The organism is Enterobacter cloacae complex sp. ECL352 (assembly GCF_020149545.1).
Classification (GTDB): domain Bacteria; phylum Pseudomonadota; class Gammaproteobacteria; order Enterobacterales; family Enterobacteriaceae; genus Enterobacter; species Enterobacter asburiae_B.
This window is the reverse complement of record NZ_CP083709.1, coordinates 445,742-466,879: the sequence shown is the minus strand read 5'-3', so window position 1 is coordinate 466,879 and position 21,138 is coordinate 445,742. Positions and strand designations below refer to the sequence as shown.

Below are 21,138 nucleotides of genomic sequence, written 5' to 3'. Positions count from 1 at the left end.
TTCCATTAAGGGTAACAATCGACAAGATAATGTTGTTGTTTTTTTTCATTACTTGATCGGTGTCGGGTTTTGCTGTGACCCCGTTGCGCAAAGAAACGACGGTTGTTGCGTCATTGCGCCGTCGTAATCCTCCAAAGGGGGAAAAATCGCGTTATCGCACGCGACGATAAGCGCTAATGGTTTCGGGAATGACGTAAAAGCAGTACAGTGCATTGTAATAAAATTACAACGATACCTGGCAGAAGTACCAGGTGATCCAACTGAGGAGAATGACATGGCGGTAACGCAAACAGCCCAGGCATGTGACCTGGTCATTTTCGGCGCGAAAGGCGATCTTGCACGCCGAAAATTGCTGCCTTCCCTGTATCAACTGGAGAAAGCGGGCCAAATTCATCCGGATACCCGTATCCTGGGTGTCGGGCGCGCCGACTGGGATAAGGACGCTTATACCAAAGTCGTCCGCGAGGCGCTCGAAACTTTCATGAAGGAAAAAATTGATGAAAGTTTGTGGGATACCCTGAGTGGACGCCTCGATTTCTGCAACCTGGACGTCAACGACGTCAGCGCGTTTACCCGCTTAGGCGCGATGCTGGATCAGAAAAACCGTGTCACCATTAACTATTTCGCCATGCCGCCAAGCACCTTCGGCGCCATCTGCAAAGGTCTGGGCGAAGCCAAACTGAACGCCAAACCGGCTCGCGTCGTGATGGAAAAGCCGCTGGGGACGTCGCTGGCAACCTCGCGTGAAATCAACGACCAGGTGGGCGAGTTCTTTGAAGAGTGCCAGGTCTACCGTATCGACCACTATCTCGGTAAAGAGACGGTACTGAACCTGCTGGCGCTGCGTTTCGCTAACTCCCTGTTTGTGAATAACTGGGACAACCGCACTATCGACCACGTTGAAATCACCGTGGCGGAAGAGGTGGGGATTGAAGGTCGCTGGGGCTACTTTGACCAGGCCGGTCAGATGCGCGACATGATCCAGAACCACCTGCTGCAAATTCTGTGCATGATTGCCATGTCTCCACCGTCTGACCTGACGGCTGACAGCATCCGTGATGCAAAAGTGAAAGTGCTGAAGTCACTGCGCCGCATCGATCGCTCCAACGTGCGTGAGAAGACCGTCCGCGGCCAGTACACCGCCGGGTTTGCGCAAGGCAAAAAAGTGCCGGGCTACCTGGAAGAAGAGGGCGCGAACAAGTCCAGCAACACCGAGACGTTCGTGGCGATCCGCGTGGATATCGACGACTGGCGTTGGGCGGGCGTTCCGTTCTACCTGCGCACCGGTAAACGTCTGCCAGCCAAATGTTCCGAAGTGGTGGTTTACTTCAAAAACCCGGAACTGAACCTGTTCAAAGAGTCCTGGCAGGAACTGCCGCAGAACAAGCTGACTATTCGTCTGCAGCCGGACGAGGGCGTGGATATCCAGATCCTGAACAAAGTGCCGGGGCTGGATCATAAACACAACCTGCAGACCACCAAGCTGGATCTGAGCTACTCCGAAACCTTCAACCAGACGCACCTGGCCGATGCTTACGAGCGTCTGCTGCTGGAAACCATGCGCGGTATCCAGGCGCTGTTCGTGCGCCGCGATGAAGTGGAAGAGGCGTGGAAATGGGTCGACTCCATCACCGAAGCCTGGGCGGCCGATCAGGATGCGCCAAAACCGTATCAGGCGGGTACATGGGGACCTGTCGCGTCGGTGGCGATGATCACCCGCGATGGCCGCTCCTGGAACGAGTTTGAGTAAGATAATCCTCTAGCTCGAAAGTGTTATTTTACCGGTAACATGATCTAACACAGCTAGTGGCACAATTTTCAACTTTTAAGCTCCGCGTGGATTCACCCGCGGAGCTTTTTTTATTACACTGCCGGAAGTGATTTTGCCCCTGAGCTCCGGACAGCAAGCGTTTCAGCGTTGTTAACAACTGCCAGCGACTTTGTAAACTCCCGAGCCGGACAGATAATTTAGAGGAGCTTTTATGAATCCGACATTGTTACGCGTAACACAACGCATTATCGAGCGCTCGAAAGAGACCCGTTCGGCCTACCTCGCCCGGATTGAACAGGCAAAGAGCAGCACCGTCCACCGATCTCAGCTGGCCTGCGGGAACCTGGCGCACGGCTTCGCCGCCTGCCAGCCTGATGATAAAGCGTCGCTGAAAAGCATGTTGCGTAACAATATCGCTATCATTACCTCCTATAACGATATGCTTTCCGCCCACCAGCCGTATGAGGTCTATCCCACTATCATCCGCAACGCGCTGCACAGCGTAAATGCGGTGGGCCAGGTGGCGGGCGGCGTACCTGCCATGTGCGACGGCGTGACGCAGGGGCAGGACGGTATGGAGCTGTCCCTGCTGAGCCGCGAAGTGATTGCGATGTCTGCCGCGGTGGGCCTGTCACACAACATGTTTGATGGCGCGCTGTACCTCGGCGTGTGCGACAAGATTGTCCCAGGCCTGGTGATGGCGGCGCTGTCGTTTGGGCATCTGCCTGCGATCTTCGTCCCGTCCGGCCCAATGGCGAGCGGTCTGCCGAACAAAGAAAAAGTGCGTATCCGCCAGCTGTACGCGGAAGGGAAAGCAGACCGTCAGGCGCTGCTGGAGGCGGAAGCCGCGTCCTATCATGCGCCGGGGACCTGTACGTTCTACGGTACGGCTAACACTAACCAGATGGTCGTGGAATTTATGGGAATGCAGCTTCCGGGCTCGTCCTTTATCCAGCCAGATGCGCCGCTGCGCAAGGCGCTGACCGAGGCCGCGGCCCGTCAGGTCACGCGTCTGACCGGCAACGGCAACGAATGGATGCCGATGGGCAAAATGGTCGACGAAAAAGTCATCGTCAACGGGATTGTCGCGCTGCTGGCAACCGGGGGGTCAACCAACCACACCATGCACCTGGTGGCCATGGCGCGTGCGGCGGGCGTTCTGATTAACTGGGATGACTTCTCCGAGATCTCTTCCGTGGTGCCGCTGATGGCGCGTCTGTACCCGAACGGTCCGGCGGATATCAACCACTTCCAGGCCGCAGGCGGCGTACCGCTGCTGATGCGCGAGCTGCTGAAAGGCGGACTGCTGCATGAAGACGTGAATACCGTGGCGGGCTTTGGCCTTCAGCGCTACACCCAGGAGCCGTGGCTGAACAACGGCGAGCTGGACTGGCGTGAAGGGGCGAGCGCGTCTCTTGATGCGCAGGTGATTGCCACTATCGACAAACCGTTCTCTCCTCACGGCGGCACCAAAGTGCTGAGCGGCAACCTTGGTCGTGCGGTAATGAAGACCTCTGCCGTACCGGAAGAGAACCAGGTTATCGAAGCGCCGGCGGTGGTATTTGAAAGCCAGCATGACGTGTTACCCGCCTTTGACGCCGGTCTGCTCGATAAAGACTGCGTGGTGGTGGTGCGTCACCAGGGGCCTAAAGCCAACGGGATGCCAGAATTACATAAACTTATGCCACCACTTGGTGTATTATTGGACCGCCGTTTCAAAATTGCGCTAGTCACCGATGGACGCCTCTCCGGGGCATCCGGTAAAGTGCCTTCAGCCATCCACGTGACGCCGGAAGCCTACGACGGCGGTTTACTGGCGAAAGTACGCGACGGTGACATGATCCGCGTGAACGGCCAGACGGGCGAGTTAACCCTGCTGGTGGATGAAGCCGAGCTGGCGGCACGTCAGCCTCATATTCCTGACCTGAGCGCATCGCGCGTGGGAACCGGACGCGAAATGTTCAGCGCGCTGCGTGAGAAACTCTCCGGTGCGGAGCAGGGCGCAACCTGTATTACGTTTTAAGACGACTTGATTTTAACGATCTGGCGAGAGAAAACTCTGATGAAAAACTGGAAAACAAGTGCAGAAGCAATCCTGACCACTGGCCCTGTCGTGCCGGTTATCGTGGTAAACAAGCTGGAGCACGCTGTACCGATGGCGAAAGCGCTGGTTGCGGGCGGCGTTCGCGTTCTGGAAGTGACCCTGCGCACCGCCTGCGCGATGGACGCTATCCGCGCTATCGCCAAAGAAGTGCCGGACGCCATCATCGGTGCGGGTACCGTTCTCAACGCGCAGCAGCTGGCGGAAGTGACCGAAGCGGGCGCGCAGTTCGCCATCAGCCCTGGCCTGACCGAGCCGCTGCTGAAAGCAGCCACCGAAGGTACTATTCCGCTGATCCCTGGCATCAGCACCGTCTCTGAACTGATGCTGGGCATGGACTACGGTCTGAAAGAATTCAAATTCTTCCCGGCTGAAGCGAACGGCGGCACCAAAGCGCTGCAGGCGATTGCGGGTCCTTTCTCTCAGGTACGCTTCTGTCCGACGGGCGGTATCTCTCCTGCCAACTACCGTGACTACCTGGCGCTGAAAAGCGTGCTGTGCATCGGCGGTTCATGGCTGGTTCCGGCGGATGCGCTGGAAGCGGGCGACTGGGATCGCATCACCAAACTGGCTCGTGAAGCGGTTGAAGGCGCGAAGCAGTAAGCCATTCGCCATATGAAAAACGGGCCTTCTGGCCCGTTTTTTTATCCTGCTACCTTGACGCTCGCAGCGGCCGCTTTCGCTCTCGCCACGGCGTCGTCAACGTTATCCCCGGTGGCTAACGCCACGCCAAGACGGCGGGTTCCGTCGATCTCCGGCTTGCCGAACAGGCGTACCTGCAATCCTGCGCCCACCGCCCCGTCGACGTTATCAAACGTGACGTTCTGGCTGGTTAACTGCGGCAGGATCACCGCCGAGGCGGCAGGGCCATACTGACGAACACCGCCGACGGGCAGGCCGAGGAAGGCGCGCACGTGCAGGGCGAACTCGGAGAGATCCTGCGAAATCAGCGTGACCATGCCGGTGTCATGCGGGCGAGGGGAGACTTCGCTGAAAATCACCTCATCACCGCATACAAACAGCTCCACGCCGAACAGGCCATAGCCGCCCAGCGCCAGGACGGTTTTACGGGCGATCTCCTGAGCACGCTCCAGCGCCAGGGCGCTCATCTGCTGCGGCTGCCAGGATTCGCGGTAATCGCCATCTTCCTGACGGTGACCAATCGGGTCGCAGAAATGGACGCCGTCAACGGCGCTGACGGTCAGCAGGGTGATTTCGAAATCAAACTTCACGACGCCTTCGACGATTACGCGACCGGCTCCGGCACGACCGCCCTGCTGGGCATAATCCCACGCGTTATCCAGGGTACCGCTGTCGCGAATAAAGCTCTGTCCTTTTCCGGAGGAGCTCATCACCGGCTTAACGATGCACGGGTAACCAATTTCCTCGACGGCCTGCAGGAACGCGGCCTTATCGCCAGCAAAACGGTAGCTCGAGGTGGGCAATCCCAGCTCTTCCGCCGCCAGGCGACGAATGCCTTCGCGGTTCATGGTCAGCTTTGCGGCTTTCGCACAGGGCACCACGCGCTGGCCTTCCTGCTCCAGGGCGATCAGCGTATCGGTGGCGATGGCCTCAATTTCCGGCACGACAAAATCGGGTTTTTCGCGCGTAATCAGCTCGCGAAGGGCATCGCCATCCAGCATGTTAATCACATAAGAACGATGGGCGACGTGCATGGCGGGTGCGTCGGCGTAACGGTCTACGGCAATGACTTCCACACCTAAACGCTGGCACTCAATGGCGACCTCTTTCCCCAGCTCGCCCGATCCCAACAGCATCACTCGCGTCGCCGCAGGCCGCAGCGCAGTTCCTAAACGAATCATAACAATCCCCCTGAAAAAGTTGCGCGCAGTATAAACGAAAACGTTTGCGTCTGTCTTGTGCACGGCTAAACGAGGGGACAGAAATTTGCGCTTCTTTAGCCCGACCAGACATTTCCTGACGCCTGCTCGCTTACGCTGTGAAACATGTTCACCGTTAAGTGAGGTAAACCATGTCTGGCTGGTTAAATCAATTGCAATCCCTGTTAGGGCAGAAAACATCGTCTGGCGAGCGGGACCTCAGCAAATTGCTGGTACCCGGAGCGCTCGGCGGGCTGGCAGGCCTGCTGGTCGCGAATAAATCCTCACGCAAGCTGCTGGCAAAGTATGGTACAGGCGCGCTGCTGGCCGGCGGCGGCGCCATCGCGGGCTCCGTGCTGTGGAATAAATACAAGGACAGAATACGGACCGCGCACAGCGATGAACCGCATTACGGCGAGCACACCTCGCCGCTGGATCTGCGTACCGAACGGCTCATTCTTGCGCTGGTTTTTGCCGCGAAAAGCGACGGGCATATTGACGATAAGGAACGAGCGGCGATCGAGCAGCAGCTGCGCGAAGCCGGTGTTGAAGAGAAGGGAAGAGTGCTGGTGGCGCAGGCGATAGAACAGCCGCTCGAGCCGCAGCGTCTTGCGCAAAGTGTGAAAAATGAGGAAGAGGCGCTGGAGCTCTATTTCCTCAGCTGCGCAGCCATCGATATCGATCATTTTATGGAGCGGAGCTACCTTAACGCCCTGGGCGATGCGTTAAAGATCCCTCAGGACGTGCGCGAGGGCATTGAGCGGGATATCCGGGAGCAAAAACAGGCGTTACAGGGATAGTCGTCGCCGTCGCGACGCTGTTTCGCTTGCATCATGCGTGGGTTTTGCCAACCTTATAGGGTGTAAAACTTAAAAGAATGATGACATGCCACCGAAAGCCCGACGTACTCCTTATGCGATCACCACGCATGGCGATACGCGTATAGACAACTATTACTGGCTGCGGGACGATTCTCGCTCCCGGCCAGAGGTACTCGACTACCTGCACGAGGAAAACGACTATGGCCGCAAGGTCATGTCCAGCCAGCAGACGCTTCAGGACCAGCTCCTGAATGAAATGGTGCAGCGTATTCCTCAGCGCGATATCTCCGCGCCCTGGACCAAAAACGGCTATCGCTATCGCCATATTTACGAGCCCGGCAATGAGTATCCCATCTACCAGCGTCAGTCGGTGTTAAGCGCCGAATGGGATGAGTGGGATATTCTGCTGGATGCCAACCAGCGCGCCGCCCACAGCGAGTTTTATACCCTGGGCGGCATGTCCATTTCCCCTGACAACGCGGTGATGGCGCTGGCGGAGGATTATCTCTCCCGCCGCCAGTACGGCCTGCGGTTTCGCAATCTGGACACCGGCAACTGGTATCCGGAAATGCTGGAAAACGTCTCCCCGGATTTTGTCTGGGCGAATGATTCCGAGACGGTTTACTACGTCAAAAAGCACGCGTCGACGCTGCTGCCTTACCAGGTGTGGCGACATACCGTGGGAACGGACTCCGCTGACGACGAGCTGGTTTATGAAGAGAAAGACGAAACCTTCTATGTCAGCCTGCATAAAACCTCCTCACGCCACTATGTGATTATCTTCCTTGCCAGCGCGACGACGTCGGAAGTCCTGCTGCTGGATGCCGAACTGCCGGACGCCCAGCCGCTCTGTTTCCTGCCGCGCCGCAAGGATCACGAGTACAGCCTGGACCACTTCCAGCACAGCTTTTATTTGCGCTCCAATCGCGAGGGCAAAAACTTTGGTCTCTATAAAACCAAAGTGCGCGATGAGCGCAAGTGGGAGGTGCTTATCCCCGCGCGGGATCAGGTGATGCTGGAAGGGTTCACCCTCTTTACCGACTGGCTGGTGGTGGAAGAGCGTCAGCGCGGGCTGACCAGTATCCGACAAATCAACCGAAAAACCCGGGAAGTGGTGGGGATTGCGTTCGATGACCCGGCCTACGTGACGTGGATTGGGTTCAACCCTGAACCCGAATCGTCGCGGTTGCGCTACGGCTACTCCTCCATGACCACGCCGGACACCCTGTTTGAGCTGGATATGGATACCGGGCAGCGCCAGGTGATTAAACAGACCGAGGTAAAAGGGTTTGAGTCCGAAAACTACCGCAGCGAGCACCTGTGGGTCATCGCCCGTGATGGCGTGGAGGTGCCGGTCTCTCTTGTTTACCATCGGGCGCATTTCCAGAAAGGCAAAAACCCTATCCTGGTGTACGGCTACGGCTCGTATGGCTCAAGCATGGACGCCGATTTCAGCAGCAGCCGGTTAAGCCTGCTCGATCGCGGTTTTGTTTTCGCCATCGCCCATATTCGCGGCGGCGGTGAGCTGGGCCAGCACTGGTATGAAGACGGGAAATTCCTGAAGAAGAAAAACACCTTCAATGACTATCTCGACGTCTGCGATGCGCTGATTGAGCAGGGCTACGGCGATCCGCAGCTCTGCTTTGGGATGGGGGGCAGCGCGGGCGGTATGCTGATGGGGGCAGCGATCAACCAGCGTCCCGACCGCTTTAAGGGGATTGTCGCGCAGGTTCCGTTTGTCGATGTGGTCACGACCATGCTCGATGAATCCATTCCCCTTACTACCGGGGAATTTGAGGAGTGGGGGAATCCGCAGGATGAGATGTACTACCGCTATATGAAAGAGTACAGCCCGTACGATAACGTGGAGGCGAAAGCCTACCCGCATATGCTGGTCACCACCGGTTTGCATGATTCTCAGGTGCAATACTGGGAGCCGGCAAAATGGGTGGCAAAACTGCGTGAGCTGAAAACCGATGACAATCTGCTGCTGCTGTGTACCGATATGGATTCCGGACACGGGGGGAAATCGGGGCGATTTAAATCGTACGAAGGGGTTGCGCTGGAATATGCCTTTTTAATAGGCCTGGCGCAGGACACGCTGCCAGGCCGTGCGGAGCGTTAAGCGTCGCCCAGATAATGTTTCAGCGTTAAGCGCAGCTCCGGGCTCATTCTGTCGAGGTTGTTATACAGCCAGCGCAAATAGCCCGGGTCTTTATCCGCCACCTCGGACACCGGCTTCCCGCGATATTTACCAAAGGTAAACGTGGTCAGCAGCGCGGGACGTCCTGTGATCGTCGCCATGTCATCCGGCGTCCAGCCAGAGATATTCATAATATCAATCAGCAACGCGGCGGTGATATAGCAGTCATACAGGGCGCGGTGATGGTGAAGCCCCTCAGGGGTACGGACGCTCAGCTTGCGGGACTTGTACAGCGCCATGTTGCTGTATTTAATCCCCGGCCAGAGGCGACGCGCCAGCTTCATGGTGCAAATCCATTCCCCCGGCATTTCAGGCAACACCCGGCGGTCAAAGCTGGCGTTATGCGCGACGTACCACGGGCTACCGTAGTAGTGCGGAATAATCTCTTCGATCCACGGCTTATCCGCCACCATCGATTCGGTAATGCGATGGATAGCCATCGCCTGAGGGCTGATGGGGCGATCGGGACGCACCAGATGGCTCATTGGGTTGACGATTTTACCATCAACCACGTCGACAGAGGCCACTTCCACTATTCCGCCCTGAAGATCGCAAGTTTCGGTATCGATGACGCGCAGCATTGAAAACTCCTGAGCTTAAAACGCCTAGCCTAAAGGAATGATATCGCCTTGCCAACCCTCTCCGCCGAGCGTGCCGGTCACCAGAAGCTCGCCCTTATCCGCGCGCACGATCAGCTGGCCTTTTTCATCCCACAGCGCGCTGCCGCCGCAGGCGTTCGCCATCAGCACCGCAATGGCATATTTATGCGCGAAGCGCTGCAGGTTACTGATGGACTGCCGCCAGCGATTATCCCCCACCGACTGGCAGCTGGTAACAAGCGTTGCCCGGGGATCGAGATTGGGCGAATCGGGATGTGCATCAAGGATGGTAAGGTGTTTATCCCCCGGCACGAGGCTGGCACCGCCCCCTTGCGGATAGCGCAAAATGCGATGGCGAGCGGGCGAAAACAGCACAAGGCCTTTCTGGCGCTGGCCATTCTGTTCCAGGGGGAGCCCGGCAATAACGGTGATCTGGTGTTGATGTGCCGCGTTGAGCAGCGGCTCCAGCTGCGCGTCATCGGGCGGGGGAGGTAACGTCGGCGAGCCAGAGCCCGTTAATGAGAGTTCAGGGAAAACCAGCAGATCGCACCGCTGCCGTGCTGCTTCGGCGATGAAGCGCAGGTGGTGCGTAACATGGTCATCTACAGTCTGATGCAGCCCGCCATACTGGGCTGCCGCTATATTCCAATGTGACATCGTGACTTCCTTATACACTGAGTCGCAGAGATTTAAGAATACACCTAAAATAATCAGGGTTTTCTTATCCTGCCAGATTCCGCGTAAGGAAATGTAACGACTCGTTAAGCTTATTTAACTTTAGGCTCGTACGGTAAACGGGAGAGGTTGACCGAGGCGAGGCGGTGGGCGATGAGTCTTTCGCGAAACCAGTCGCGCAGATGGGCGGGCTGTTCCCGTTCCACGACTTCAGCCACGATGGGCATGTTGTAACGCTCTTTGAACGCGACGCCAGCGGCAGCGAGATCGACATTCACTTTATCCATCTCGTCCTGCGGAAGGGCGGCCAGATTGATCTTCATTACCTTCTCCTTTTTATGCGGCGGCAACGTTACCGCGATTGCACGACGATGACAAGCGGAGGCAGGATGATCCTCGACTCGTTTATTATACAGCGTTATTCTTTAGCATACAGACATAACAAAAAGGAATGATAGGATGGGTTTCTCCGCTTCCCGCGCGTTCTGCGCACTGGTTTTTGTGGCCTCGACAATGATGACGCCTTCCGTGCTGGCACATGCACATCTTAAACAGCAGATCCCGGCAGCAGACAGCGTCGTGACCGCACCGCAGGCACTTAAGCTGAATTTTTCAGAAGGTATCGAACCTGGATTTAGCGGTGTGGTGGTAACGGATGCGCAAAAGCAGGTCATCAAAACGGGAACCGCTACGCGCGACGAAAAGAACAAAGCTCAGCTTACCGTGCCGCTGGAACAAACGCTGGCGTCAGGGACTTACCAGGTGGACTGGCATGTGGTCTCCGTGGATGGCCATAAAACCAAAGGCAGCTATCACTTTAGCGTGAAATAGCATGCTGGCGCTGTGTTATATCGGGCTACGCTTTATCCATTTTGGGGCGCTGATGCTGGTGTTTGGCAATGCGCTTTACAGCGTCTGGTTTACGCCTTCCTCTCTCCACCGTCTGCTGTCCCGGCGATTCCAGTCGCAGCAGAAAGTGGCGGCCTTAGTGAGCCTTGCGGCAGCGGTCCTGATGTTTATGCTGCAGGGCGGATTGATGGGCAACGGCTGGGGAGATGTGTTTGCGCCACAGATCTGGTTCAGCGTGATGGGAACCCGGTTTGGCGGTGTCTGGCTGTGGCAAATAATCCTCGCTGCGCTGACGGTCGGTGCGGCATGGCTTGCGCCGCTGAAAGGTTCGCGGCTGCTGCTGCTCGCAATGGGCCAGCTTATCCTGCTGGCTGGGGTAGGGCATGCGGCGATGAACGACGGTCCGACGGGGGCGCTGCAGCGTCTTAATTATGCTTTTCACCTGATATGTGCCGCCACCTGGCTTGGCGGATTACTGCCCCTGCTGTTCTGCATGCGTCTGGCGAAAGGGCGCTGGCAGAATGCCGCCATCTTTACCATGATGCGCTTCTCGCGCGTGGGGCATTACGCCGTTGCGGGCGTCCTGCTCTCCGGGGTGATAAATGCGCTCATGATACTGGGCCTCGATATTCCCTGGCAGGCTGGCTACGTGCGGTTTTTGTTGTTCAAATGTGCGCTGGTGGCGTTGATGGTGGTAATTGCGCTGGCAAATCGGTATTTTCTGGTGCCACGGTTTCGTCCGGAGAGCGGGCGAGCACAACAGATTTTTATCAGGATGACACAGGCAGAAGTGGTGCTGGGAGCGCTGGTGCTGGCAACGGTCAGTCTGTTCGCCACCTGGGAACCCTTCTGACAAGGTTAAATATCATATGAAAAAGACAGTACTTTCTCTCTTATTGCTGGCCTGTACGGGGAGCGCCCTTGCCGCACCGCAGGTTATCACCGTGAGTCGTTTTGAAGTGGGTAAGGACAAATGGGCGTTCAATCGCGAAGAGGTGATGCTGACCTGCCGTCCAGGCCATGCGCTGTATGCGATCAACCCGAGTACGCTGGTGCAATACCCGCTGAATGATACCGCAGAGCAGCAGGTAGCCAGCGGCAAGAGCAGCGGCCAGCCGATTAGCATTATTCAGATCGATGACCCGGCGCATCCGGGACAAAAAATGAGTCTGGCGCCGTTTATCGAGCGCGCCGACAAGCTCTGCTAACGTTCGGGTTTCCAATAAAAAACCGCAGATGCTTGCGAAAGCACTGCGGTTTTTCACTTTTAATGATGCTCTGGCGCTTTTTTTCCGACCGCTTTTGCTGTGGACTGGAAAACCTGGCGTCGTCATCTATTCTTAAAAGGCAAGGCGACTTAGCCTGCATTAATGCCAACTTTTAGCGCACGGCTCTCTCCCAAGAGCCATTTCCCTGGACCGAATACAGGAATCGTATTCGGTCTCTTTTTATCTGTATGTTTTTCAAAGCATTGTTCGGTGTTGACTCTAAATCACCCGAAACTTTCTCGAACATTCCATATCCTGTCTAAACCATAACATACTCCGGACCGCGTGCGTCCAGGGTTTTTTGGGATCTTTGTTAAAATTTTGTGGCCGAGCGACCGCTGAGCAAACGCCCTCTGGCGAGCAAAAGGGCAGCCCTAAGTTAAATAATGAACGCGCTGAATTTGTCTTTGTGGCGGACAATGTACTCCGGGAAGTTTTCAACCGTTAGCTCTTGCTTGATTAACGTCCTGTCGCGCCCCCAGATATCTTCCGCATTTTTAATGACCTTCATGATGTGTTCCGGGTTGTTAAACTCAGGAAGATCGTATTCAGTATGGGATATGGTCGACATTTTTTCTGAGATGCGCTCGGGTGTCATTACCCACGAGAAGTGCCAGCCACCATTGTCAATAATGCTGTTGTTAATCTTGAACCAGTTCCACTTTAGCCAGGACCAGTTTTTAACGCTTCGGGTGCGTTTAAGATTCCTGAATGATTCAGGTTCGCCGCCAAAGAAACTAACGAGATTTTTATATTGTGTGGCTCGCGGTAATTTACATTTTCTTGGCGTGTTGTCAGTATTAAAAATCTGCAGGTTGAACTGATAATTATAGAAATTCTGATAAATAGTGGTGCAGAGCTTTTTGGGATTTATCGATGCCACCACCTGTGGTGAAAATATCTCATCGACATCGGAAACTAAAATCAAATCATTATCGTTGGCATGCGTCAAACCCTGCATGATGGCATTCCTCTGCGCGGCTTCATTTGCCCACGCATCCACCACCATCCCCTCTGGCAGACCCGGAATCACCTCCCGAGCAGGGTGTGATTCTTCAGCGGCTTTCGTAATCGGCTCTTTATCATGAACAACGTAGATAATTTTATCTTTAAACTGGCTGTATTTATTAATGTCAAAATGCAGCGGCCTCTTTTTACCGGTAAAGGTATACGTTGACTCAACGATAACGAAGCGATCGACAACGCCCGCGAGCGTGTTTAGCCTGATTTCGAGAAGCATATCTTCATCGTAATATAAGAAGCAGTCATAGATCATTACCGAAGTCCCTCATTTTTGCGCCCACATTGCGCTCTTCCCAACGCATTCGCCGGTTTCATTTCGCGCAATGCTAACTGAGCGCCCTCGCCCTGTGCAATAGTGCGCTGCTTTATCATTCTTTTTTAAACGGAATGCATCCGCTATGCAGTGAGCGAAGACGCCAGCCAGGCTTAAAAGTGGGACTTAACGGATGCCTCTATTTCATCGAGCAGCTCAAAGCGACGGCGGTATTCGGCGCGTTTTTTACTGGCAATTTCTTCAAGGGATTTACGCTCCATCTGCAGCGGCAGTTGCCAGCAGAAGCTTGAAAGTTTTTTACCGTCCAGAGACGCCCAAAATTCATCGTAGCTGGCGTGGAAATGGCGGCCTTTGCTCAGGCGATATCGCAACGCGCGGAAAACGTGCCCTTCATCGCTGACGGCAAAAATCGCCCGGACAGATGACTGTGCAGCCAGCTGAAAAAGAACTTCCATTAACACGCGCTTAGGGAACAGGCCGTGACAGGCGCGGGTGGCCTGCTTAATGACATCTCGCGATACGCTGCGGCGGGGCCCCTGAAGCCCGCCGATGACCATGACTTGCTGGCCGTTACTGCGCGCGACGCTAAAGGTCAGGCTGGCCAGCAGCGTATCCTCGTTGTCGCGTAGCCACAGCGTGCTTTCGCCTTCGCGCTCGGCTTTCCCCGCAGAGGAGGCATTGACCGTATAGGTTACGCCGTCTTTGGCGTGGAACTGCACAACGGTTTGCTCCTGCGGGCTGCTCAGGGCCTGAGCGAGACCGCTCTCTTTCAGGCTATCAATCCAGTAGTAATGGTTGACGATAGCGTCGGCGCGATCGTTAGCCGTCAGGCCGCGCATCAGATACTGTCGGTGGGTCTTGCTGGGCAACGTAATTTGAGAGGCCAGCAGCCTGTCGAAATCGTCGCGACCCGAAAGGGCTTCCAGCATGCGATGGGTAGAAGACCAGAACAGAAGCGAGCGTAAAAGGAACTTCAGGCGATATTCGCGTTTACGCCAGATTGGGCCCGGCACGCGTTTGCCGTTCACCAGCTCGGAAATAATGTTTGTGCGATGCGGATAGAAAACATCGTTATGCAGGTGCGTATTAGACACGTGAAGACCCCTCTTTTTTTATACCCTTATTCTAAAGAGCCAATAAAAAGGGATTAATAGCGCGAGGATCTTTATTTCTGTTTGGTTTACCGTTTGTTTCACTTCGTGACGACCGCGCCGGTCTGTCGCCTTTTCTGCGGCGGCTATACTGTTTAAAGGAGGTTCTATGTATCAGCGAATTGAAGGTGGGATGTGGCGTCACGTCTGGGTTGTCAGCGATATACACGGTTGTTACCAGTGGCTTATGGATGAGCTTAAACTCCGTCACTTTAACCCGTATGAGGATTTACTTATTTCGGTCGGGGATGTGATCGATCGTGGCCCTGATAGTGTTAAATGCCTGCAGTTAATTCATGAAAAATGGTTTCGTGCCGTGCGGGGAAACCATGAGCAAATGGCTCTCGACAGTCTGGATAATAACGATTTTTCACTCTGGACGATGAATGGCGGAATATGGTTTTCGCATCTTGAACGCGACCAGCAACAGCTGGCCCTGTCGTTGCTCGATGCCTGTCGCGATTTACCGCATATCATCGAGATAACCTGTGCGAACGGTCTGAATGTGATTGCCCATGCGGATTATCCGGCCGCGGAATACCGATGGCAAAAACCGGTTAGCGCCCAGCGCGTCTTATGGAACCGCGACAGGCTGATGGGATTTATGGTGGGCAAAGGAGAGGGCATCAGCGGCGCGGATCATTTCTGGTTTGGACATACGCCTCTCGACAGAAGGTATGATTTTAATAATCTTCACTACATTGATACGGGGGCTGTTTTCGACGGTTACTTCACGCTGGCGCAGCTGCAGTAATAAATAACCCGCCTTCGGGCGGGTTCTCTTTAGGTCAGGCAAGACGCATGACCCAGGCATCGGTTTTACTATCGTAATGCTCGCGGTAAAGAACAGAATGTTCGCCATCAAGTATTGCCGGGACGCTGGTGTCTGCATCCCATGCATCAAGCTGCATGCACAAATCCGGGTCGGATTTGCAGGGAATACTTAACGTTCGATCGCCTTGTGCTTCGCCGCGCAGCTCTGCGTCGTCGATCTCAAAAGCGCCAATACGCACGCTGGTTTTCGTCATAGTGCTCTCCGGGTCGGTTGTCAAAATCTGGTATGACCAGTGCGATCACCCATTTTTGATCGTAGACAAGGAGAGCAAAATCGCCAGTAAAAAAATGCGCTTTTTTTCAGGCTGTGCGATCGTTACCGGTAAACAGACGGCCGTCCCGAACCAGCTCGCGCGGATAGCTGTTTTTCAGCCTTGAGCCGACCTTTTTTGCCAGCCCCAGCGGATATCCCTGATACGTCACTATCACTTCATCGCCTGATGGCGTGCTGTCCGGATAGACATCGCGGCCACGGTACCACTCTTCGGCTTCCTGATGCGTCAGGGCAAAGGTATTCTCGCGTCCGGCAAGGGCGATAACGGCCTCATGCTGCCAGCGATACCCTTTATTATGCACTTCCGCCAGGCGGATCCCGATTCGCGAAAAACGGACCTTTCCGATGAGCGGCTCGATCTGTGCCGGGAACAGCCATATCTCTTTATCACGCATCCAGGGGTGCAGGCTCTCATCCCAGACCAGTCCGACCTTTTTGGCGGCGGCTTCAAGCTGTGCTGCATCGCGGCCTTTAAGAGGGGAAAACGGGAAGTTGCCGACCTTAAATTTAGGCGCGGGCAGGGGAGCAACCGCCTGCGTTTTACGCAGACGCGCCACAAAGAACCCTTCGCAGTCGTAAATCTGCGGGAACACGTGAAGGAAACCCTCCGGCGTGACCGCCTCCTGTGCCGAGGCGAACAGATCGTTAAGCGGCAGAAACTCCACGGCATCCGGGTAGTTCGCTTTCAGCCACAGGCAGACGTTTTCGTTTTCATCGCGGTTTAAGGTGCACGTTGAATAGACCAGCGTGCCGCCTGGACGCAGGGCATGGAATGCGCTCTCGATCAGCTCGCGCTGCGTGGCGGCGATCTCAAGGTTGCTCTCAACTGACCAGTTCTTTAACGCGTCGGGATCTTTACGCACCACCCCTTCGCCGGAGCAGGGCGCGTCCAGCAGAATGGCATCGAAGGCTTCCGGTAAAGCGGCGCCAAACACGCGTCCGTCAAAGTGCGTCAGGGCAACATTATGAATACCGCAGCGGCTGATGTTGGCATGCAGCACCTTCACGCGGCTGGCGGAAAACTCGTTGGCGAGGATCGCCCCGTGGTTACCCATTCGGGCGGCAATTTGCGTGGTTTTTGAGCCAGGAGCGGCGGCAACATCCATCACGCGTTCAGGCGCATTGCCATCGGCGAACAGGGCGGCCACCGGCAGCATCGAGCTGGCTTCCTGAATATAGAACAGGCCGCTCAGATGTTCAGCGGTACTGCCCAGCGGCAGCGAGGCTTCGTCATCGCGTTCGATCCAGAACCCCTCGGCGCACCAAGGTACCGGCGTAAGCTGCCAGCCGTACGGCGAGACCAGCGCCAGAAAATCCTCGACGCTGATTTTCAGCGTGTTGACGCGAATACTTCGGCGTAACGGACGCTGGCAGGCGGCGATAAAATCATCTAACGACAGGTGAGAAGGAAGCGCCTCGCGCATCTGCGCCAGGAATTGTTCAGGAAGAAATACGGAGTTTTGAGCCACGGGCACACCACAGGGAAAAGTTCAGGCGCGCAGTGTAACATAAAGGCTCCGGTGCGTTGACACCGGAGCCTTTCAGATTAACGCGGCAGGGCGGTTCCCCATTCGCGCCATTCTTTCGGTTCGCTTTCGAGCAGCAGGAAGTGTTTACCCGGCTGCGCTTTCGGCGCCAGCGGCGTGCCCGGCGGCGTGGCAAACGCGATACCGCCGCGAATGAACTGGTTGAAGGTGCCGGTTTTCACCACGCCTCCCGTCAGGCCAAAGTCCAGCGAATAGCCGGATGCCAGCCAGAATACCGAGTTATTACGGACCAGGTGCTGGTAGCGTTCGCTGATGCGTAACGCCACCATCACGCGGTCGGAGAGCGTACCGAGCGTCAGGCCCGTGACCGTACCCACTTCAATGCCGCGGAACAGAACCGGGGTGCCGATGCTCAGCGAGCCCGCTTCCGGCACTTCCACCACGATGCTCAGGCCGCCAAGATAGCGCGAGTCGGTGATCGTGGCTTCCTGAAGCTCGAAATCACGACGGGCATTGCCCTGGCCCGGCTCAACGTTGATGTACGGCTGCAAAATGGTGTCGAGATGCTCAACGCCCGCGGCCGAGATCTGCGGCGTCACCACCGAGAAGCGCGAACCCGTGCGGGCGAAGGTCTGCACATATTCCGGGTACAGCACGGCGGTGGCCTGCACCTCGTTGCGCGAGGTAATCAGCGTCAGCTTCTGGATTTGTCCAATATCAATGCCCAGATAGCGGATTGGCATGCCTTCCGCCAGCTTACCGGCATCAAACGCGTGCAGGGTAATCTGTCCACCCACGGCGCGCGCGGCGGTTTCGGACGGGAAGAGAATACGCTTATCGCCTTTACGCAGATTCGCCCCCGCGCCGCTGAGATTATCGAAGCTTATCGCGCCGCGCAGCGCGCGTGAGAGCGGGGAGGCCTGCACGGTCAGCCCGTTACCGTTAAGCTGAACTTTCGCGCCGCCTTCGGCCCAGAAGACGCTGTTTGGCGTCAGCAGCTTGCGGTACTCCGGCTTGATATGCAGTTCGATATCAAACGCGTCCGCACGCGGGCGAACGGCGATCACTTCCCCAACTTCAAACTTGCGATACAGCACCACGGATCCTGCCTGTACGTCCGGCAGCGTCTCGGCGCTTAATGTCAGCGTGGTGGTAGGGAGATCGCTCAGGCTGTTTTCAACCGCTTTCTCCAGGTTGGCATACAGCGGATAGCTGTCGCGAACGGGGCCTTTATCACCGGGCAGAATGCGGATGCCGCCGTTAACCCATTCGCTGGCGCTGGCGCCGAGGAATTCCACGCCGTCCAGTCCCACCTTCACATCGACGCGACTGTTCACCACGAATTTGCTGTCACCGTGCACCAGGTCGCTGTACTGCGGATCGATGGCGACCGAGAAGGTCACGCCATTCGCGGAGAGCTTACGCTCCAGCACCTGGCCGACCTGCACGCCGTGTAAAATTAACGGCTGGCCGGCTTCGATTCCGTAACTTTCTGGCGCATTCAGCGTGACGGTCACTACGCCCGGCTTTTGCAGCAGGGATTTATCCGCCGGGGCAATCACGAAGCTATTGCTGGGCTCACCTTCACCGGGGATGAGCTCAAACGTATTGCCGGTCAACAGCGTGCTGAGGCTGGCATCGTTCAGGGAGAGCTTTGGACTGCGCATTTCGATACGCGTTTTCTCGCGCAGGAGGTCGACCACGCTCGGATCGACAGTCATTTCTCCTGTGACCGAGCCGCCCGGGTTGAGCGTCATTTTGGTGAGCTGACCAACCTGCAACCCCTGATACATCAGCGGCGTTGAACCCGCTTTTAGCCCCTTAGCATCGGGCAGGGCGAGTTTGACGATCACGCCGCGCTGGCTGTGCGCCAGGTCAGCGTACAATCCAAACGAGTCATCCGCGGTGGCAGGGCTTGAGTTTTCCGGGGAGTCAAAGGCAATGGCACCATTCACCAGCGCGGCCAGACTCTCCAGCTTCACTTTCGCACCGCTCAGGCTGAGGTCCGCATCCACGCCGGAGACGTTCCAGAAGCGGCTGCCTTTTTTCACCAGATTGGTGAAGCGACGCTCGATCAGCACGTCGATGGTGACGCCCTGTTTATTCGGGTTGATCGCGTAATCGTACACGCGGCCAACCGGGATTTTGCGGAAATAGACCAGCGAACCGCTGTTCAGAGAACCGAGATCCGGCGCCTGCAGATGAATCATTAAATCGCCGTTGTTAAGGCGGTACTTGGGCTGTGTATCCAGGGCAACAAAGTGATCCTGCGGCTCTCCTTTACCCGGCATCATGCCGATATAGTTACCGCCCACGAGCGCATCCAGCCCTGACACGCCCGCCAGAGACGCTTTTGGCGTGACCAGCCAGAACTGCGTTTCGCTGCGCAGGGCATCCTGCATGTCAGATTTAATACTGACCCGCACCTGAATCTTGTTCAGCCCTTTTCCAAGGGAGATGTCCTGAACCGTACCCACTTCAACCCCCTGGAAGCGAACGGGCGTTCGCCCGGCGACGATGCCGTCGGCGGTCTGGAAATCAATGGTGACGGTACTCCCGCGATCTTCATAGCTCGTCCAGATCAGCCAGCCTGCAATCATCAGGGCGATGACGGGCAGCAACCAGAATGGCGAAATGCGGCGTTTTGTTTTAATTCTCGCTTCAGTCGGCGAAGCGGGGGTTTCCTGACTCATGTGCATCCCAAAGTAAGCGGCTATCCAGCCATTCCACAGCAAGAATAGTCAATATCACCGCAGAGCCGAAATAAAAAGCCGCGGGTCCCATTGTAAAAGCAAGTAGCTGGTCGCGATTGATGAGCGACATCATCAGCGAAATCACGAACAGATCTAACATTGACCAGCGGCCAATCCAGGTGACGAACCGCAGCAGCAGAATGCGGGGCCGTAAGCCTTGTTCACATTTAAAGTGAATGCTGATGAGCAGGGTAAACATCACCACCACTTTGGTAAAGGGAACCAGGATACTGGCAATAAAAACGATCGCCGCCACCCCGACGTTGCTGTGCGCAAGGGAGATAATCCCGGAGAGGATAGTATCCTCCTGACGCCCGCCATTCACGTAAATGATGGAAATCGGCAGCATATTGGCTGGGATCAGAAACACCAGGGAGGCGATCAGCGCGGCCCAGCATTTTTGCAGGCTGTTGTTGCGCCGCAGTCTCAACGGAATGTGACACCGCGGGCAGCGCCCACGCGCGTCGGGCAAGCCGGTATAGTGGCATCCCAGACAGACGCGCAGATTTTCATCAGGACGCGTGGCGGGGCGCTGAGGATAAAATCGCTCCCAGAGCTGTTCAACGTTCAGGTGGATCAGCGTCAGGATGCTCAGCAATACCAGGCTGATGAAAGCAAAGAGTCCGATGCCGGGCTGCAAAAAGGCGTAGTCCTGTACCTTTATTGACGCAACGCCCACGCCCACCAGATAAATATCCAGCATCACCCACTCTTTGAGCTTATCCAGCATCAGCAGCACCGGGCGAAGGTTCATGCCGAGAATATTGCCAAACCACAGATAGGCAATGGCGGCGACCAGCACCAGCGGCGCACCAACGGTGCAGAACAGCACCATGGCAGCGGTGATGGGATCCCCCTGACGGGTCATCTGCCAGATACCCTGCAGCACGTTGGCGTCAATGCGCACGCCAAGCAGGTAGAGTTTCAGCAGCGGTTCGCTCCAGGCGAAGGGCATTAGCAGCAGCATGGTGACGGCCATGGCGGCGAGGCGGGTGAGCGACCAGTCGCGGCCGTCGCGAATTTTGGCGTCGCAGCGGGGACAAAAGGCACTTTGGTGCGATTTCATCTTCGGCAACATAAAAAGCGTATCGCACTGGGGGCAACGCTGATAATGTGCACGTGGCAAAGCTTCGCTCACCGTATGGACAGTTATCTTTCTTGTCGGCGTAATTTTGGTTGTTTTTAAGGCCATCAGCTGCGCACAAATAAGTATT

The 21,138-nt window shown here is 56.1% G+C and carries 19 protein-coding genes; 9 read left to right on the top strand and 10 right to left on the bottom strand.

What is annotated here, in order from left to right:
• Positions 1-274: 274 nt before the first annotated feature.
• The 3 genes from zwf to kdgA all read left to right on the top strand — a co-directional run bounded on the left by zwf (position 275) and on the right by kdgA (position 4,475).
• The gene (gene zwf, locus LBF07_RS02170; RefSeq protein WP_023312228.1) at positions 275-1,750 is read left to right on the top strand and encodes a glucose-6-phosphate dehydrogenase; all 1,476 of its coding nucleotides are present in this window, start codon (positions 275-277) and stop codon (positions 1,748-1,750) included.
• Between the two features lie 232 nt (positions 1,751-1,982).
• The gene (edd, locus tag LBF07_RS02165; protein WP_094935595.1) at positions 1,983-3,794 is read left to right on the top strand and encodes a phosphogluconate dehydratase; all 1,812 of its coding nucleotides are present in this window, start codon (positions 1,983-1,985) and stop codon (positions 3,792-3,794) included.
• 39 nt (positions 3,795-3,833) lie between these two features.
• Positions 3,834-4,475 (top strand): bifunctional 4-hydroxy-2-oxoglutarate aldolase/2-dehydro-3-deoxy-phosphogluconate aldolase, encoded by a 642-nt coding sequence (gene kdgA, locus LBF07_RS02160; protein ID WP_014884307.1) that lies wholly within the window; start codon positions 3,834-3,836, stop codon positions 4,473-4,475.
• 41 nt (positions 4,476-4,516) lie between these two features.
• Here kdgA and purT read toward each other — a convergent pair whose 3' ends face one another.
• On the bottom strand, positions 4,517-5,695 hold the full coding sequence (purT, locus tag LBF07_RS02155; protein WP_045888028.1) for a formate-dependent phosphoribosylglycinamide formyltransferase: 1,179 nt from the start codon (positions 5,693-5,695) through the stop codon (positions 4,517-4,519).
• Between the two features lie 170 nt (positions 5,696-5,865).
• Between purT and LBF07_RS02150 the strand changes: the two genes are divergently transcribed.
• Entirely contained in the window at positions 5,866-6,513 is a 648-nt protein-coding gene (locus LBF07_RS02150) for a tellurite resistance TerB family protein (protein WP_033145845.1), read from the top strand.
• A gap of 85 nt (positions 6,514-6,598) precedes the next feature.
• Positions 6,599-8,659, top strand: a complete 2,061-nt coding sequence (ptrB, locus tag LBF07_RS02145) for an oligopeptidase B (RefSeq protein ID WP_094935594.1) — start codon at positions 6,599-6,601, stop codon at positions 8,657-8,659.
• Here the strand turns inward: ptrB and exoX are convergent.
• The 3 genes from exoX to LBF07_RS02130 all read right to left on the bottom strand — a co-directional run bounded on the left by exoX (position 8,656) and on the right by LBF07_RS02130 (position 10,334).
• Positions 8,656-9,318, bottom strand: a complete 663-nt coding sequence (exoX, locus tag LBF07_RS02140) for an exodeoxyribonuclease X (RefSeq protein WP_010432611.1) — start codon at positions 9,316-9,318, stop codon at positions 8,656-8,658. The two genes, ptrB and exoX, sit on opposite strands and share 4 nt — an antisense overlap.
• A 24-nt stretch (positions 9,319-9,342) precedes the next feature.
• On the bottom strand, positions 9,343-9,993 hold the full coding sequence (locus tag LBF07_RS02135; protein WP_033145843.1) for a carbon-nitrogen hydrolase family protein: 651 nt from the start codon (positions 9,991-9,993) through the stop codon (positions 9,343-9,345).
• A gap of 110 nt (positions 9,994-10,103) precedes the next feature.
• Positions 10,104-10,334 carry a DNA polymerase III subunit theta gene (locus tag LBF07_RS02130; protein ID WP_013096102.1) on the bottom strand — a complete coding sequence of 77 codons (231 nt, stop codon included), beginning with the start codon at positions 10,332-10,334 and terminating at the stop codon, positions 10,104-10,106.
• Positions 10,335-10,470: 136 nt separating this feature from the next.
• On the opposite strand from LBF07_RS02130, the gene yobA reads away from it, so the two are divergent.
• Genes yobA through LBF07_RS02115 form a run of 3 tightly spaced genes read left to right on the top strand, consistent with a single transcriptional unit; the run spans position 10,471 to position 12,068 of the window.
• A complete protein-coding gene (gene yobA, locus LBF07_RS02125) occupies positions 10,471-10,842 on the top strand; it encodes a CopC domain-containing protein YobA (protein ID WP_094935593.1) in 372 nt (123 codons plus the stop codon).
• 1 nt (position 10,843) lies between these two features.
• Positions 10,844-11,713 carry a copper homeostasis membrane protein CopD gene (copD, locus tag LBF07_RS02120; protein WP_094935592.1) on the top strand — a complete coding sequence of 290 codons (870 nt, stop codon included), beginning with the start codon at positions 10,844-10,846 and terminating at the stop codon, positions 11,711-11,713.
• 16 nt (positions 11,714-11,729) lie between these two features.
• Positions 11,730-12,068, top strand: a complete 339-nt coding sequence (locus LBF07_RS02115) for a YebY family protein (protein WP_033145840.1) — start codon at positions 11,730-11,732, stop codon at positions 12,066-12,068.
• A 439-nt stretch (positions 12,069-12,507) separates the two neighbouring features.
• Here LBF07_RS02115 and LBF07_RS02110 read toward each other — a convergent pair whose 3' ends face one another.
• Together LBF07_RS02110 and LBF07_RS02105 are read right to left on the bottom strand one after the other, a co-directional pair.
• Positions 12,508-13,404, bottom strand: coding sequence for a benzoate transporter (locus LBF07_RS02110; RefSeq protein ID WP_094935591.1), 897 nt, complete (start codon positions 13,402-13,404; stop codon positions 12,508-12,510).
• Positions 13,405-13,577: 173 nt separating this feature from the next.
• Positions 13,578-14,519: a VirK/YbjX family protein gene (locus LBF07_RS02105; RefSeq protein ID WP_094935590.1), complete on the bottom strand. Its 942-nt coding sequence runs from the start codon at positions 14,517-14,519 to the stop codon at positions 13,578-13,580.
• A 166-nt stretch (positions 14,520-14,685) separates the two neighbouring features.
• On the opposite strand from LBF07_RS02105, the gene pphA reads away from it, so the two are divergent.
• Complete coding sequence (gene pphA / locus LBF07_RS02100; RefSeq protein ID WP_094935589.1) at positions 14,686-15,330, top strand: protein-serine/threonine phosphatase; 645 nt, start codon at positions 14,686-14,688, stop codon at positions 15,328-15,330.
• 34 nt (positions 15,331-15,364) lie between these two features.
• On the opposite strand, the gene LBF07_RS02095 is transcribed toward pphA, so the two are convergent.
• The 4 genes from LBF07_RS02095 to yebS all read right to left on the bottom strand — a co-directional run bounded on the left by LBF07_RS02095 (position 15,365) and on the right by yebS (position 21,116).
• Complete coding sequence (locus LBF07_RS02095; protein ID WP_008500472.1) at positions 15,365-15,604, bottom strand: YebV family protein; 240 nt, start codon at positions 15,602-15,604, stop codon at positions 15,365-15,367.
• 106 nt (positions 15,605-15,710) lie between these two features.
• Positions 15,711-17,108: a 16S rRNA (cytosine(1407)-C(5))-methyltransferase RsmF gene (rsmF, locus tag LBF07_RS02090; protein WP_233456331.1), complete on the bottom strand. Its 1,398-nt coding sequence runs from the start codon at positions 17,106-17,108 to the stop codon at positions 15,711-15,713.
• A 122-nt stretch (positions 17,109-17,230) separates the two neighbouring features.
• On the bottom strand, positions 17,231-19,864 hold the full coding sequence (locus tag LBF07_RS02085) for a PqiB family protein (RefSeq protein WP_039263642.1): 2,634 nt from the start codon (positions 19,862-19,864) through the stop codon (positions 17,231-17,233).
• On the bottom strand, positions 19,833-21,116 hold the full coding sequence (gene yebS / locus LBF07_RS02080) for a membrane integrity lipid transport subunit YebS (RefSeq protein WP_094935587.1): 1,284 nt from the start codon (positions 21,114-21,116) through the stop codon (positions 19,833-19,835). The genes LBF07_RS02085 and yebS overlap by 32 nt, the downstream gene beginning before the upstream one ends.
• Between the last annotated feature and the right edge of the window lie 22 nt (positions 21,117-21,138).